Source organism: Salinimonas sediminis (assembly GCF_003429285.1).
Taxonomy (GTDB): domain Bacteria; phylum Pseudomonadota; class Gammaproteobacteria; order Enterobacterales; family Alteromonadaceae; genus Alteromonas; species Alteromonas indica.
This window is the reverse complement of sequence record NZ_CP031769.1, coordinates 3,792,040-3,807,673: the sequence shown is the minus strand read 5'-3', so window position 1 is coordinate 3,807,673 and position 15,634 is coordinate 3,792,040. Positions and strand designations below refer to the sequence as shown.

At 37.0% G+C, this 15,634-nt stretch carries 12 protein-coding genes and 1 pseudogene; 9 read left to right on the top strand and 4 right to left on the bottom strand.

What is annotated here, in order from left to right; genetic code table 11:
- Positions 1–50 precede the first annotated feature (50 nt).
- Genes D0Y50_RS16690 through gmd form a run of 5 tightly spaced genes read left to right on the top strand, consistent with a single transcriptional unit; the run spans position 51 to position 7,988 of the window.
- Entirely contained in the window at positions 51–3,887 is a 3,837-nt protein-coding gene (locus D0Y50_RS16690) for a glycosyltransferase (RefSeq protein ID WP_117318106.1), read from the top strand.
- Positions 3,884–4,897 (top strand): SGNH/GDSL hydrolase family protein, encoded by a 1,014-nt coding sequence (locus D0Y50_RS16685; protein WP_117318104.1) that lies wholly within the window; start codon positions 3,884–3,886, stop codon positions 4,895–4,897. Before D0Y50_RS16690 ends, D0Y50_RS16685 begins: the two co-directional genes overlap by 4 nt.
- A complete protein-coding gene (locus D0Y50_RS16680) occupies positions 4,897–5,778 on the top strand; it encodes a hypothetical protein (protein ID WP_117318102.1) in 882 nt (293 codons plus the stop codon). The genes D0Y50_RS16685 and D0Y50_RS16680 overlap by 1 nt, the downstream gene beginning before the upstream one ends.
- Before the next feature lie 13 nt (positions 5,779–5,791).
- On the top strand, positions 5,792–6,871 hold the full coding sequence (locus D0Y50_RS16675; RefSeq protein ID WP_117318099.1) for a hypothetical protein: 1,080 nt from the start codon (positions 5,792–5,794) through the stop codon (positions 6,869–6,871).
- Positions 6,864–7,988 carry a GDP-mannose 4,6-dehydratase gene (gmd, locus tag D0Y50_RS16670; protein ID WP_117318097.1) on the top strand — a complete coding sequence of 375 codons (1,125 nt, stop codon included), beginning with the start codon at positions 6,864–6,866 and terminating at the stop codon, positions 7,986–7,988. The genes D0Y50_RS16675 and gmd overlap by 8 nt, the downstream gene beginning before the upstream one ends.
- Positions 7,989–8,065: 77 nt before the next feature.
- Here gmd and D0Y50_RS16665 read toward each other — a convergent pair whose 3' ends face one another.
- From D0Y50_RS16665 to D0Y50_RS16655, 3 genes are read right to left on the bottom strand one after another with little or no spacing between them, the layout of a single operon-like run.
- Positions 8,066–9,097 (bottom strand): glycosyltransferase family 10 domain-containing protein, encoded by a 1,032-nt coding sequence (locus tag D0Y50_RS16665; protein WP_117318095.1) that lies wholly within the window; start codon positions 9,095–9,097, stop codon positions 8,066–8,068.
- A 7-nt stretch (positions 9,098–9,104) separates the two neighbouring features.
- Positions 9,105–10,115: a hypothetical protein gene (locus D0Y50_RS16660; RefSeq protein WP_117318093.1), complete on the bottom strand. Its 1,011-nt coding sequence runs from the start codon at positions 10,113–10,115 to the stop codon at positions 9,105–9,107.
- Positions 10,112–10,675: a hypothetical protein gene (locus D0Y50_RS16655; protein ID WP_117318091.1), complete on the bottom strand. Its 564-nt coding sequence runs from the start codon at positions 10,673–10,675 to the stop codon at positions 10,112–10,114. The genes D0Y50_RS16660 and D0Y50_RS16655 overlap by 4 nt, the downstream gene beginning before the upstream one ends.
- Before the next feature lie 159 nt (positions 10,676–10,834).
- Between D0Y50_RS16655 and fcl the strand changes: the two genes are divergently transcribed.
- Together fcl and D0Y50_RS16645 are read left to right on the top strand one after the other, a co-directional pair.
- Positions 10,835–11,794: a GDP-L-fucose synthase gene (fcl, locus tag D0Y50_RS16650; protein ID WP_117318088.1), complete on the top strand. Its 960-nt coding sequence runs from the start codon at positions 10,835–10,837 to the stop codon at positions 11,792–11,794.
- A 1-nt stretch (position 11,795) separates the two neighbouring features.
- Complete coding sequence (locus D0Y50_RS16645) at positions 11,796–12,248, top strand: GDP-mannose mannosyl hydrolase (protein ID WP_117318086.1); 453 nt, start codon at positions 11,796–11,798, stop codon at positions 12,246–12,248.
- A gap of 513 nt (positions 12,249–12,761) precedes the next feature.
- Here the strand turns inward: D0Y50_RS16645 and D0Y50_RS19810 are convergent.
- A pseudogene (locus tag D0Y50_RS19810) lies at positions 12,762–13,433 on the bottom strand (integrase core domain-containing protein); the annotation flags it as partial.
- Between the two features lie 243 nt (positions 13,434–13,676).
- Between D0Y50_RS19810 and D0Y50_RS16635 the strand changes: the two are divergent.
- Positions 13,677–14,741, top strand: coding sequence for an ATP-grasp fold amidoligase family protein (locus D0Y50_RS16635; protein ID WP_117318082.1), 1,065 nt, complete (start codon positions 13,677–13,679; stop codon positions 14,739–14,741).
- A gap of 87 nt (positions 14,742–14,828) precedes the next feature.
- Positions 14,829–15,632, top strand: coding sequence for a glycosyltransferase (locus D0Y50_RS16630; RefSeq protein ID WP_170145539.1), 804 nt, complete (start codon positions 14,829–14,831; stop codon positions 15,630–15,632).
- Positions 15,633–15,634 lie beyond the last annotated feature (2 nt).

Below are 15,634 nucleotides of genomic sequence, written 5' to 3'. Positions count from 1 at the left end.
AACCGTGCGTAAATTTTCATTAAAAGTTAAAAAATTATGGCTAGATCGTAATGAATTTTGTTGATTTAATATATAAAAGTTTAGCGTCTAATGATTCTGATGCTGCATTAGATAGTTGTTTAAAAGCTATAGAAGTTAATCCTGAGATCTATATTTACTATGAGTTAATCGTCAAAATATACTTAGAAGTAGGACAGCTTAACCAAGTAAAAAAGTGGGCTGTTATTGGTTTAGATAAAAAACCAGATTCAGTTTATCTACAGTGTATTAAAGATAAAGTCGCTATTAAAGACTCATTGTCAGATAGTTATAATATTGTCGGCCAATACTTCAGGTATCCAATTAGCGAAAAAAATAGATTTTTTGAGTTTGGACGTAGGGTTGAATCTCGTGATATAACAAGTGATACTTCTATTGATAATAGACCTCTGGTTACTGTTGTCACAGCTTTATATAATAATAAAACTACCCTCGAGAGATGTTTGCAGTCCGTTAAAGATCAGACTTATAAGAATATCGAACACATTGTTATCGATGGCGGGAGTGATTCCCCAACTATTGCGATACTTAATAAATTCCAAGATTCGCTTGAGTATGTCATATCTGAACCTGATAAAGGTATTTACGATGCGATGAATAAAGGAATAACATTAGCCAATGGCGAATTTATATGCGTTTTAAATTCTGATGATTTCTATGATCTTGAGCATATAGAAACGTTGGTTGAAGATATACTTAATACTGAATCTGACGTAATTTATAGTAATTTTAAAGTCGACAATAAACCTGTAATCTCAAGCGCTAATGTAGATGATGGTATTTTTTTTGGTAACTTGAATTCTAACCACGCGTCTTTCTTAGTACATAAGAAAGTTTATGACACGGTTGGGTTGTATGATTTAAATTACCGATTGATTTCCGATATAGATTGGATTGGTCGCGCGGTTAGATATGGCGTTAAATTTAAAAAAAATAATAGCTTTGGTTTTAATTTTTTTACCGGTGGGGCTTCAAGCGGTATCGATAAAAAAAGAAAAGAACTGATGCAATCAGAGATTATTCGGTATTATAAAACTCACAGTCCTTTCTTATCTGAAAAAGATTGCATAGATATATATAACTTTCGTTTCTTATCGCCAAATGCTAGTAATCTTAATGCTTTAATTGATAAGTATAGATATAATGGCCCTTTTATTCATAGATTGAAAAGCTATGTTTATGGCTGTCTAACTCTAAGAGATAATTTTAGATTATCTCGAGGCAAATCCAGTACAGTATTCCCGTTTTTAGTCGAACTAGCCAAAAAACTTGAAATTAATAAGAACGCGATAAAAATGGAAACCTCCTACGGGTGCTTTTCGGAATTACTATTACATATTGATAAGGTTATTGATGGTTTAAAAAATCAGAAACAATTTGGTGCTAAAGTTCTATTACATTATGCCTTTCGCTTTTCAAGTCCTTCAGAAACATTTATTTATGATTTTGTAAATAGACATAACTGTGGCAAAAAATATGTTTCATTAGTTCTTTGCGACGAACGTGTATTAGACAAACAAAGACCTTTTGTGGCGACATTACAAGTTGATTGGGCAAAGTTACGCCCTGAGGTTAGAGACCAGATATACAGATATATTTTTGAACGATTGGCTCCTGACGTTCTAGTTAGTCATTTTGCACTAAACGATTGGAAAATAAAGCAAAGACTATCGAAATTAGATATATCTATACCCACAGTAAGTATGACTCACGGTATTGATGTTTTCACTCTTTCAGAAAAGAGCGACTATAGAGATTTCTTTTTAAATGAATATTCAGGTAAGAAGAAGAGTCGCTTAACAACTGTTTCAAAATTCCTTTATGATAAACTGGTGTCTTTTGGAATTAAAGAAGCAAATCTCGATCTCATTCATAATGCTGCGAATAGTAAATTCTTAAACAGCAGGGTTGATAGAAGCCGTCAAAGAGAAGTTTTGAATATACTATCAGTTGGCCGATGTATAGAATGGAAAGGTCATGATGACTTAATACACGCTATAAATATTCTTAAATCTGAATTTAAGCTGGATTGTAATTTAACAATTGTTTATGGAATGCAAGATGGTTGTTTACCCGCCCTCAAAATTCTGACCAAAAATATGGGACTCCATGATGCTGTTAAGTTTATAGATTTTGTAAATTTTGATGAAAATCCGTGGTTCTACAACCAGTTTGATATTTATGTGCAAGCGTCACGGTATAGTACGGACGAAGAACCTAGAACAGAAACGTTTGGCGTGGCAGCTTTGGAAGCTATCTATGCAGGGTTACCTATCGTTGTAACAGACGCGGGCGGGTTACCAAGTGTTGTTGGATATGAATCAGGTTTTTCCCGAATAGCGAAAGCTGCTAACCCTACTAGTCTGGCGGACAATATATATTCGTTGGCCACCGACGAGAGTTTTACACAATCGAATATTGAATATGCTAATGAAAGGTTTAAAACATTTTCGGCTGAAGCTCAAAGTCGCCTTTTCGACCAAACAATCGCAAAATTACTTAATTCCTGTAAAGTTGCAATATTTAGTTCTAACACCATTCAAGGCGCGGGCTATGCAGCCTATCGTCTACTACAAAGTCTTAGATATCATAGTCAGATAGACCCTATACTATTTACACCAGACAGAACACATGCAGCGAATAAGTTTGTTTCTGTGATAGCGCATCCAAATGGTTCACAGGGAGATTGGCGTTTTTATCAATCGAAGAATAATAGCCGCCCTGGTATGACAGTCTTCTCGTATAACCAGCCTATACTTAGTAATGAATACTTGAACAAAATCGTATCAGGCTATGACATCGTTAATCTCCATTGGATCGCTAGGTTTTTAAGTGTTGAAAATATTGCCTACTTATCTTGGTTAGATAAGCCTTTAGTTTTAACAATCCGTGATATGTATCACCTAAGTGGTGGGTGTCATTTTTTCCACGGCTGTAAAAAGTGGACAAAAAGTTGTAGTAGTTGCCCGCAGCTATATGACGATATAGGGGATATCACCAACCAAACTTTATCTTTCAAAAAAGAAAATTACAATTTTAACAATATTACCATTGTTGTATTGAGTTCTCATACAAAGAAAATTGTTGAAAACTCAATTTTTAAAGAATGTAATATAGTCAAGATCCCTAATTCAATCGAAGTGAATGTGTTCAAACCAGACTACAAGAATTTAGTTAGAAAGAAATTCGGTATTGATGAAACCACGAAAGTTATAGGATATGTGCCTTCTTTCCAAAGTGATGTAAAAGGGTTTGAAGAAGCGATTGATGTATTAAATAGTCTTTATGAAAGTGATCTCTATAGCGCCGATACGGTGGTATTACTTTTAGGCCGCTCTGAGAGTGCTAAGGAAAGAATTAAATTTAGATGTATATCAGCTGGTTATATAGGTAATAACGACGATTTAGCTCTACATTATAGTGCGATGGATGTTCTACTGGTTCCGTCCCTTGAAGAAACGTTCTCAAATACTACTGCTGAAGCTATAAGTTGTGGAACACCTGTTATTGGCTTTAAAACTGGAGCTATTCCTGAGTTGGCGGTCCAGGGAATTTCTGGTTATTCGGTAAATGTTGGTGATACGAAAGCTATGCTAGAAAAGCTCTTGTCCTATCTTAATTCCGAAGGTCTTAATAGAGAAACTGTTCGCGAATTTGCTAAATGCACGCTCACAATGGATGTGCAAGCCAGAGCGTACCAAAATTTGTTTTATCAGTTATTATTTCAAAGGAATAAAACTTGGATTCAGGAAAAGGAAAGCATTTCTAGGCATACCGTCGGGCAATACGACTATACACATTTGAATAATTTTGTTAAGAGAACCGAACTAGAAAGTGGTAATCTATGAATTTTCTTTTTTTTGGTGCGTCTGTTTGTGAGCAAACGACCAAACATGATACAGGCGAAGTAACTGGTTTTGTCAATGTGCTGCAAGATCTGTGCGATAGATATAGATTAGACGTTTCAATTAATCGAGTCACCGCCGGTTCGTGTTCAATCGGCGACGCTGGAATCGCGTTAGTAGATGATGTAGTGAAGTGCAAACCTGATGTTTGTTTTGTTGAGTGGTGTACGCCAGCACCGTCAGATTCTAGAGCCGTTGACTGCGAAGCTATCTATTCAAAACTAATTGAAAACGATATATTGCCGGTTACACTTGTTCTCCCAAGAAGAGACCGTGACCAAAGACTCACGCAGGTGTATAGCGATTGTAAAACTATCGCAGATCACTTTAAGCTTCCTTTTATTGACTTAAGTCAGAAATATTCTCTACGGTTATTAGAGCATTTATTGCGTGATGTGGTTCATACGAATTCACTGGGCGCGAATGTATATGCGCACGAGCTATTCAGTTCTATATTAAACCTTAAGAAAAATAGTCAGCCCGTTAAAAATTATATGCGGCCTAATATAAATTTTCATAATATTTACTATGATATGCAAAAGTATAAAAACCGAGTAAAGAATATTTATTTAGAATTTGATTATGATACGGATCATGTTGAACAAGTCATTGTATTTATGGAGCAGAGGATCGGTCCATGGAGTCGGCGTTGTAGGACTGAATTGGATTTTGGTGAGACTACGCGGGAAGGATCTCTAGATATGTTTGATGCCTGGTCTTGGCGGGAAAGGCAATGTATCAAGCCATTGACTACATGGTTTGATTTAGATTCGACATCTAATTCAGTAAGCTTGAGAATAATATCAGAACCTTGCGTCTTAAACGGGTTCAATAGCGAGCAAGCGAGAATAGGAAATTTTTCCAATATCCCTCATGAAATTCGGCCTAAAGGACGGCTTATTATAGTTTCCACTACTAAGCATATCAAAATTAAAAATGTGGGTGTAAGTTGATGGCTAATAAACCAGACTTTGTTATTCCTCCAAATATAAAAGAAAAGATGCTAAGTGTTGAATCAGCAGTAGAATATATATCTGACTCTCTTCGTTCAGAAAAGTCATTTATGTTTTCCCGATTTGGAAATATTGAGGGAGAGGTAGTAGCAGAAATATTACTACGTGGGAACCGCCAACCAACACAACACCTTAGGTCGAAAGCAAGAAATAATGCTGGTATAGCGAAACCGGATAATCCAACACTTTACAAATTCTCTGTAGAATATATGGCTAGTATATGCCGAGCTGATTTGCTCGGAATTTGGAATTTTCCGGATCAGATTAGACTTGCTCAATATTCTCATAATAAACATTATTGTCATATGAATTATCTCGACCCGGTATTCACTTGGGCGCATAAAAAAATAGCTTGGACTACCGCACTTAAAGGAAAAAAAGTATTACTTATTCATCCGTTCAGCTGTTCTATAGAATATCAGTATCAAAGGAGAAGTAGTATAAATTTTATATGCGAAATGCTTCCCGATTTTTCGTTGCAGACCTTAAAACCGCCCCAAACGACTCAGAGAACTAATGAAGTAGAGTTCTCTTGGTGGGAGCAGTTGGAAATGTTTAAAAAACAGATACTAGAGCTTGATTTTGATATTGCTATAATAGGAGCTGGTGCTTACGGTGCACCTTTGGCAGCTTTCATTAAGCAGTTAGGATTAAAGGCACTTCATTTAGGCGGATCTACGCAATTGATGTTCGGTATAATAGGCGCACGCTGGGAATCAAGGGGTTATATGAAGTCGATAATAGCTAATGGCTGGAAAAGACCGTTTGAGGAAGAAAAACATAGCAATTCGAATTTAATCGAAGGCGGGTGCTATTGGTAATAAAGGGGGTCAAATGATTAACGCTACACTACATATTGGAGCGGGAAAGGCCGGCAGCTCTACTATTCAGAATTTTCTTACTGCCAATCGGGATGCTTTTCAGAAAATTGGTGTTATATATCCGCAAGATAAGCTTCCTAACGGGCAGCTTGGTGGTGATAACCATAAAACACTAGCTTTTATTTCAAAAAATAATCCGTTATCTAGACCTTATTTGGCTCGTTATAGAGTCACTAATTTAAATCAATTTGGAGAGTTTAGAAAGTCAGTAAAAACTGCTTATAAGGCTCAAATAGATAGGTGCGATAACAAAGGTAGGTTAATTTTATCCGCGGAGCAATTTTGGTCCGAGTTAGTCACTTTTGAAGAAGTTAATAATTTGAAATTGGTTCTCTTTGATTTGGGGATAAATGTCGATAAAATAATCTTCTATATTCGTGAACAGGCTTCGTGGGTTAATAGTTTTCTACATCAAAAAATACGAGAGGGGAGCCTAAAGGATTTCTCGCTTCCTTTTAGTTATAACTTTCTATTCGACAGATTGAACTATTTACATACAGCTTCGCTGTGGCAGCAGGTCTTCTTTGAAAGTAAAGTGGATTTACGTTTATTTCAAAAGTGTTCTTTCGTGAATAATGATTTGTTAACTGATTTCTTTTTTACTGCTGGACTTCATAATGAATTTGATTCAGTCAATAATTTTAAACAAGCAAAGTTGCGAGAAGTTAACAGTTCAGGTTACGATTTAGAGATATGTAAAGCTACCGTATTCTGGAATAAAATTAAAGATAAAAGTGAATATCTCAAAGCCAAGCCTTTAATGGGGAAAATGTTTTCTGAATATTTGGTGACACAAATAAGAAATAGTACATCAGCTAAGAGTGTAAAGTTAATTACAAAAGATGATGTTTCTGACATAAGAGCAATGTTTTCTACTTCAAATAATTTATTGCTCGCTTCATTTACCGATTCAGCTGGTAGTTTTACTTATGATAATCTAGATGATTATCCAAACGAAAGACCGGTTGAATTTAATCAAGTACAATATTTCGAATATTTATATAAAAATTGCATAGAGGGTAACCGTGGATAATAATAAAGTCGCGTTAATTTCTGGTGTTACCGGCCAAGACGGTTCCTACTTGGCTGAGTTTTTGTTAGAAAAGGGATATGAAGTACATGGGATTAAACGGCGAGCCTCGTTGTTTAATACAGAACGTATTGATCATATTTATGAAGATCCTCATAATGAGAATCCGAAATTTTATCTTCACTACGGTGATTTGACTGACACATCCAATTTGACCAGGATCTTACAAGAAGTCCAGCCTGATGAAGTTTATAATTTAGGCGCACAATCACATGTAGCAGTTTCATTCGAATCTCCTGAGTATACCGCAGATGTGGACGCTATCGGGACGCTAAGGCTTTTGGAAGCGATTCGATTTCTTGGCTTAGAAAAGAAAACAAAGTTTTATCAGGCTTCTACATCAGAATTATATGGATTAGTGCAGGAAATACCGCAAAAGGAAACTACTCCCTTTTATCCCCGATCACCCTACGCCGTAGCAAAAATGTATGCTTATTGGATTACCGTTAATTACCGTGAATCTTATGGCATGTATGCTTGTAATGGAATTTTGTTTAATCATGAGTCTCCAAGACGCGGAGAAACGTTTGTTACTCGTAAGATTACGCGCGGAATTGCAAATATCGCTTTAGGCTTAGAGTCCTGTGTATACCTAGGTAATCTGGATGCCTTGCGAGATTGGGGACATGCAAAAGACTACGTGCGTATGCAATGGTTGATGCTACAACAAGACGCGCCCGAAGATTTTGTGATTGCGACCGGCAAGCAGATTTCTGTTCGTGAGTTCGTTACTATGTCTGCGAAGGTTGCAGGTATTGAATTAAAGTTTTCTGGCGAAGGGGCTAACGAAATTGCTACTGTTGAATCAATCGATCAAGAGCTTGCCCCTGGGGTAGAGGTTGGTGATGTAATAATCAAGGTCGATCCCAGATATTATCGTCCTGCTGAAGTTGAAACGTTATTAGGTGATCCGTCAAAGGCTAAATCAATACTAGGCTGGACGCCAGAAATTACTGTGGAAGAAATGTGTGAAGAAATGGTCATTTCAGACTTAGAGAAAGCAAAACAGCATGCATTATTAAAAAAGCATGGATATATAATATCCGTCGCAAAAGAGTAGCTGAGCTATATATACCAAAAGGGTGGCTATGCGAAAGATATGGCATAGCCATCTGCAACTATATTAAGCTCTAATTTTTATCGATGTTCACTAATTTTTTTAAATTTTCTGTATACTTTGTCTATGAATCTAAAACGTTCGTCTGTTATATAGTCGCAATCTGTAAATAAATTAAGCATCCTATCCGCATCATTAAGATAACTGTCAGCGTTAATTAATGATAAAGTATGTTTTTCAATAAGCTTTACAGATTGATGCGTATCGTAGCCATATAAATTTAAATAAGAGTTCTCAGATATTAAGTCTTTTATCCGATGATCTGGAGAAGAATAGTATATAGGAAACGATCGCACTGCGAAGCTATCGAAAAGTTTCTCTGTCATATAGTTTGATAGGTGGGTGTTCTCAATCGACGATAAATATCGTGATTTATTCAAATATTTGCTTATTTTATCGCTATGCCAGTCTGGGAGTTTCTGTCGTCTAGGTGTTGGACTCCATCCCAACCCATGAACAAGTTTTTTCCCCGTATAACTTTCCGCTAAAGTTGATCTAAATCGGCTTAAGCCTATTAGTTCTTTTTGACTATTATAAAGGTCAAAGTGCGCTCCCAAACGCTTTTCGGATAATGAGCCTAATTGATAATCAGCGTTATCCCAATGGTTTAATAGCATCTTCGGTGTGAGCTTTAAAAGGTTTGTTAGTAAAAATATGTACCGGGTTATGTATGATGCTTCTGTAGTCAAAAAATACGGGATGTAGTTAAAGTCGAAAACATCACAATTTTGGTGATTAATATTAAAAATTTTAGTACCAGCTAAGGGCCCATTATCCACTGTAAAGAAAAATTCTTCTGTATTATAATTGCTTAATGTGTCCCAAAATGGTTCTTCAGAAAATAAAACTATTTTAAGATTTGGATTTTTTTTTGTTGTACGACTAAAAAATTCTTGATTTTGTTCTACATCTTTATAGTTCGAAACTATAATAAAATCTGAAAATTTAGCTTCATTAACTATTAAAAATCTTTTGCCCAATAAATTTTCATATGCAGAATAGGAGAAAGGAACTCTTTTCTTATACCTTCCATATAGATATATATTAAACATTATTATCTTAGGACCCCATTTTTCTATTTTCTATTAGAATACGCCTTAATAAATCTATCTTTTCGTTTTCAAGAAATGAATTTGATTGAAAGCTATTGATTTTACTTACCAAATCGACATCTAAAGGAATTTTATTTATATAGTTATAAAACGCTTTAAATAGGATTGAGTCTAGTAATTCTAATTCATTTGATGTTGGTGATTTTTCAGAAACCGCGATTTCAACGATGTCATTGACGATATTTTCTTGATTATAAAGGATTTTATAGGCTTTTAAATTTTCTAATCTAGTAATATAGTCATTTTCTTGCATGGAATGTAGCTTTTCATGAACAGTTTGAAGACTATCCTTTTTATGAGAGACTATAAGTGAAAATTTACTAAAAAAATGATCGTGTCGCGGGGCTAAGTAGCCTGAAGAAATCACCGGAATACTTTCACAATTTATTGCTTTCCAGATATCCTCGATATGCTCTTCGTATGTCCCTTCTATCACAGTGAATTTTGATTTACTTATGGCATCATATTTTCTAAAGCCACTTAATTTTTGAGCTTGATTACCTTCATTGAAATTTTTTAGGAGGAAAATGTTTTCTTTAGTGATATAAGTATATGCCCATATCTTTTCTTCTACGTCTATATTCGGAGCATAAAAGGGAAATGGAAATGTATTTACTCTATCGTATCTTCTATGTTCACAATCTAAATGTGAAAAAAATAGGTCTGTTACTCCTATATTATCTGATAACTTAATTGCTTCTTCAAAATTCTTGTGTTCGCAAACTGTTATTACTCGTACGTAGTTTTTCTTACTTATGTATTCTTTAAATTCGTTAAGGTTCCTATTTAGAGACGCAAGTTGTGAATTTGATATTTTCTTATTAAAAAAATCCGACCATGGAAAAGCCAAGTAGCACGTATTCTCGTTTTTTATTTTGCATAGTTTCATCTGTTGGTAAGCGTAGTATTCGGTATTAGCTTCATTTGAAAATTCATCGATAAAGGATATTATTTTCATTTTTCTCTCTTTTCAGATATAGGTAGTCTTTTTTCTTTAATTCCGAATTTTAAAAAATGTACCAGCGGGTTGATTCTGGAATTTACCACGTCGCTGTTGTTTTTTAAATAGTAATAGGTGTCGAAATGTTTTGATGGATTTCTACCTTCCATTGCCCCATATAATAAATAATGCTTTATTGGATCGATATCCTTAGTATCTTTGTATTTCTCCCTGTAATAGCTTTCTGAAAAATATTCGCTTGATTTCAAAGTTTTATAATCAACTTTGTTTATATTGTTTAACCTAAATAGTTCCTTAATCTTGGTTTTTATTGTTTTTTCTCTTTGTACCTTCTCTCTAGCATTGCAAAAAAAAGCGGTTTTACTTAATTTTCGTACTTCCTCTTTATTTCTTTCGTATAATCGAGCCTTTATCTTTAGTTCCTCAATCTCTATATTGGCAGCCTCATATTGGTTAAGGAGCTTCCTATTAATTCTTTTTAGTTTACTTATTTCTGCCTTGTGTTGGATTAATTCTACTTTGTATATAGACAGAAAATCCCTGACTTGTTTATCCATCTTTACTCCTACTCTTTATATGGTTTAATTTCACGCTATAGGCTTGATTTATTAGTTACCTAAAGATCTCGCCGTTTTTATTTATAGAAGTTGAAATTTATTGATAATTCTGTCTTTATCTTACATAATTGTTAAATGACTTACCTAAAAAAATATTATATGAAACGTGTTTTTATTGCTGGACACAATGGCATGGTCGGTTCGGCAATCGTTCGGGCGCTCTCCGCCCGTGATGATGTTGAAATTATCACCAAGAGTCGTAAAGAACTCAACCTGCTGTCCCAGCAAGATGTCAATAATTTTTTTTCTGAAAGCAATATTGACGAAGTGTATCTCGCTGCAGCAAAAGTAGGCGGTATTCAAGCAAACAACGAATACCCTGCTGACTTCATCTATGAAAACCTGATGATAGAAGCCAATATCATTCAAGCGGCCCACGCGAACGATGTTCAAAAACTACTATTTCTTGGTTCCTCGTGTATCTACCCAAAGTTAGCTGAGCAACCAATGACAGAAGAAGTTCTGCTCACCGGCGCGCTCGAACCAACAAATGAACCCTATGCAGTTGCTAAAATTGCAGGTATTAAGTTGTGCGAAAGCTACAATAGACAATATGGGCGGGATTATCGATCTGTTATGCCTACAAATTTATACGGCCCAAACGACAATTTTCATCCTGAAAATTCTCATGTTATTCCTGCATTACTACGACGCTTTCATGAAGCTGCAGAACGCCGCGATGCTGAGGTAGTAGCCTGGGGAAGTGGTAAGCCTAAGCGCGAATTTCTCCACGTTGACGATATGGCAGCTGCCAGTATCTATGTCATGGAACTTAATGAAGCGGCATACAAAGCGGAAACTCAGCCTATGCTTAGCCACATTAATGTTGGTACAGGGGTAGACTGCTCTATTAAAGAGTTAGTCGTAACTGTAGCTAAGGTCACCGGTTTTGGAGGGAATATCATATGGGACTCCTCTAGGCCAGATGGTTCACCGCGCAAGCTGATGGATGTAAGCCGATTGAAGCGTTTGGGTTGGCAATCTTCTATTTCGCTAAAAGAAGGACTATCACAAAGCTATAAATGGTTTCTTGAAAACCAGGATAACTTCCGGGGCTAAAATGTTTTTAACTCACGATGCATTCAAAACTGTAGTTGAGAACACGCCGCTAGTATCTATAGACCTGATAGTAAGAAATAACTTAGGGGAGGTACTACTCGGCAGGCGGGTAAATTCACCCGCCAAGGGCGCGTGGTTTGTACCGGGAGGTCGTATTCGTAAAAATGAAAGCATAGTAGAAGCAATGGCTAGACTTTGTACTGATGAATTGGGAGTAAATAGGCCTATTACTAATGCCCGCTTTTTGGGGCCGTTTGAACACTTTTATGAGGATAGTGTGTTCGGAAGGAAAACAAGTACACATTATATAGTCCTTGGCTACGAAATTGTTGATGACATTTGTATGGATAAACTTCCAGAAGTTCAGCACCTTGATTATACCTGGATGAGTGAAGAACGGATGTTAGTATCTAACGATGTTCATAAGTATACTCGTGCTTATTTCATTGATTGAATCACTGTAATTACCAACGCATACTGGCGGTGTAAGTACTAAGCGATTTTGACGTAATCACATAATTAAAATTAGTATTGGCGCACTTTGGTAAGCTTTGCCAACCGTAACGTAGTCAGTTGTATTCATATCTTCCTTCAACTAGATATCACGAATGCTACTTTTATGTATGTACACGTTTCTTTTAGGCTTTAGAAGCCGTAACACTTTGGGGGGGCTCAGGTACGGATTAGCTTGGGAGAATTCGACGCCGAATCTCTCAATGGTTCTAGATAGAACAACCTCTGTGATGAAGGTCAGACGCCTCCTGACGTTTGGGTTACTCGCTTTCGCCTTATTTAACCAGTATGTGGGTGTGGTAATAGCATCGCGAGAGACGACACCAAGGCGGGAAGCATTTCCCGCATTTACAATTGTCTGGTTCGCGATAACGCGTTTAAGCGGTGAGTTGATGAAGTGACCTTTCCTCGAGGTAGCATCACTCTTTCGATTAAATTTTTCATATTGAACTGCCCGCTTTGCATACTCAACAGGCGGTAGATAATTTAGTGAGCTATGTGCCCGAACAGGGTTATAATGCTCTCGCCATAGGTCTACCGCGTAGCGCGCATCCTCCACTGTTCTAAACCAATGCTGGTTCAGGCATTCGTTTCTGAATTTGCTGTCAAGGCTTTCCACGAAGGCATCATGTGTTGGTTTGCCGAGCTGGATAAAACCAAGCTTAACACCTGCCTCTTTGCTCCAGAAAAACATCACCTTTGTTGGCTTTCTTCTTTGCTCAAGGTGCTGACTAAGGAAGCGCGCAACCTAGCGTCCGATAATTGAAACAGACACAAGCTGTCTGGGCATGTTGCGGGAGTAATCATCAATCACGTTCAATACCCTAAAGCGCCTGCCGTTACTAAGCTGATCAGATACGAAATTCATCGACTGGCGCTGTTGACACCTCTATTGGTTGCCTTAGGCGAGTCAGCTTATTTCGCTTCTTCATCCTTACTTGCTACCCCTCCTCTGTATAAAGGCGGTACGTATGCTTTTGCGATTCACATCAAGCTTTTCACTCTTTAGCAAGCCATGCAGCCTTAAATATCCATACCTGGGATACTGAAACGTCAATTCCTTCAGAAGCAAGCGTACTGCGCTATATAGTTTTGTCTTGTGACAATATCTGAATGCAGTTTGAGCATCAAAAGCATCGGTGACGTTGGAAATAAATCTTCCATTACATGCCTATAGAGGTTTGTTTACAATGCTGTTTTTTTGAAGTAAAGCACTTAAGGGTGGGTAAGCCTTCCATAAAAGATAAGAGATGAATATGAGTAGACTAATGCATCTCGTCTCTCATATCTGTATACTTCAACCGCAAAATTTGTGGATGTAAATACAAGAAAATCTTCTTAGAAAGGCTTAATTAGTATCAGGATCGATATGACAAAGTACAATGAACTTGAACAGCGTTTAGATTCGCTTATGGAAGCGGAAGTACGGAGAAAGAATGAAAAGCGCCAAGTAATAAGAGAGCTCTTCGCTCAGATAAAAGATATTAAAGACGATCTCGAGGCCAGAAAAACTCTATTTACAAAGCTCCAGGTTTTAACTGATGCCGGGGACATGCCCGAAAATACGTTGCGTGGCATCCTTTCTAAAGGGTGGAATCTCAACCATCTGCCATCTTTTCGAGCTTTGGTTACGCTTGACACGTGCCGTCGTAAAATTGCAACCAACTATTCTGCCTGGCCCCTAAATGATAAAGGCAAAGCTGTACAATTTATCGACATGCTTGATGTGCCCCGGCCTAAAGTGTATGAAAAAGCTACTACATTGTCGCAAATCAATATCACATCTTATCCGTGTATAATAAAACCTTTACATGGCGCTACTAGCAGTGGTGTGGTAATTGCGTTTGCTGCTGATAGGTACCGTATAGTTCGAAACGGTACAATGTTGTCGCATTATGCCGAGGTAGAGAAACACCTTTTGAAAATGTTGAAAGTGAAGTCGGTTTCCAAAGACCTCTGGCAAATTGAAGAGTTTATAGCAGATATCGACAGAGACGCGGTACGGGCAGCCCGTGATCTGAAATTTTATTGTTTTTACGGCAAGGTCGGTCATGTACTAGAAGTTGAGAGGGAAAAGGGCGGTAAATTCCGTACTCGCTATCCAGATGGTACTTTTGCTAAGGGGAGCGAGTTTGAAGGTGACGCAGAGTTTCCTGTAACCAACTTTACACCAGAAGATATAAAACTTGCTGAACGTATTAGTAAAGAAATACCGGTTCCATTCTTAAGTATCGACTTTCTTAAAACCGATGATCGGATGGTTTTTTGTGAATTTACTCCCAGGCCGGGTGTCTATGGTCAGTATAAGCCTGAGTTTGACGCATATTTAGGGCATTTGTATCTGGGCGCTGAAGCTCGTCTACAAAAAGACTTCATCCGGGGAAAAAAATTCGCCAATTATCAAGCTTATCTAAATGCGATAAAAAATGATTAACGTTATAAAGAGAGTTTAATGTTCTTTAACAAATATAAACCGGTTTGTACTAACCGAAAAATACTCTTTCCTATAAGATTCTCTGTATTGACAAAGTCTAAAGCATGGAGAATCTCTCGTGAAAATGGTTTTGAAAACTATAAAAGTAAATTGTTTTCCAAAGAGCGTTTAGAATCAAAATTTTATCTTTTTGAAAAGCTGGTTTTACCCAATTTAAAGCAGCTTTTTGAAAGTTGTGATAAAGTAGACATGCAGGTTTTGTTGATTACTTCCTCGCTTTTTCCTCCCTTGTACGCGCAACGGTTACAGCATCTCGTCAAGGACATCAGTTTTATTACTGTGGTAGCGATAGATGAGAATACTAGGTTAAAAGATCCCATCAATGACTTTGTCAGAGCGCATACAAGAAGTCAAAAAAATCACTGCGCATTCGCTACAATAAGAATGGACGATGATGATCTATTATCCAGTAGTTATATCCGTTCTATAACGAAGTTTGTAACGAGTGAGTTTGCCGGAAACGTCATTAGTTTCTCTAAGGGGTATGAAACTTATTATAATTTTGAGAGCAAAAAAACTGAACACAATATACGAGTGAGTTGGCCACGAATTGCTCTGGGATTAGCACATATAAACTTCTTTGATGCAGAGGAGCAAAAGTTTCGAGACAATATACTGAGCATATACGGCGTAGGTGATCACTCAAAAATTGATCAGCACCGGCCGCTTATTGTCGATAACACGCGTGGCATGTTTTTAAGAATGAGTTACGTCGAACAAGATACCCAAGGTACCGGGATCCATGAAAGGATACGCCGCAAAGATTGTTCTTTAGTTAATATTGAGGAAGTGACAGAAAATTTCCCAATTGTGACTAATATCCTCGCATGACC

What these genes read in the sequence shown, in the direction of transcription:
- D0Y50_RS16690 (WP_117318106.1), top strand. Translation starts at nt 51, where the DNA reads ATGAATTTTGTTGATTTAATATATAAAAGTTTAGCGTCTAATGATTCT.
- D0Y50_RS16685 (WP_117318104.1), top strand. Translation starts at nt 3,884, where the DNA reads ATGAATTTTCTTTTTTTTGGTGCGTCTGTTTGTGAGCAAACGACCAAA.
- D0Y50_RS16680 (WP_117318102.1), top strand. Translation starts at nt 4,897, where the DNA reads ATGGCTAATAAACCAGACTTTGTTATTCCTCCAAATATAAAAGAAAAG.
- D0Y50_RS16675 (WP_117318099.1), top strand. Translation starts at nt 5,792, where the DNA reads ATGATTAACGCTACACTACATATTGGAGCGGGAAAGGCCGGCAGCTCT.
- D0Y50_RS16665 (WP_117318095.1), bottom strand. Translation starts at nt 9,097, where the DNA reads ATGTTTAATATATATCTATATGGAAGGTATAAGAAAAGAGTTCCTTTC.
- D0Y50_RS16660 (WP_117318093.1), bottom strand. Translation starts at nt 10,115, where the DNA reads ATGAAAATAATATCCTTTATCGATGAATTTTCAAATGAAGCTAATACC.
- D0Y50_RS16655 (WP_117318091.1), bottom strand. Translation starts at nt 10,675, where the DNA reads ATGGATAAACAAGTCAGGGATTTTCTGTCTATATACAAAGTAGAATTA.
- fcl (WP_117318088.1), top strand. Translation starts at nt 10,835, where the DNA reads ATGAAACGTGTTTTTATTGCTGGACACAATGGCATGGTCGGTTCGGCA.
- D0Y50_RS16645 (WP_117318086.1), top strand. Translation starts at nt 11,796, where the DNA reads ATGTTTTTAACTCACGATGCATTCAAAACTGTAGTTGAGAACACGCCG.
- D0Y50_RS16635 (WP_117318082.1), top strand. Translation starts at nt 13,677, where the DNA reads ATGACAAAGTACAATGAACTTGAACAGCGTTTAGATTCGCTTATGGAA.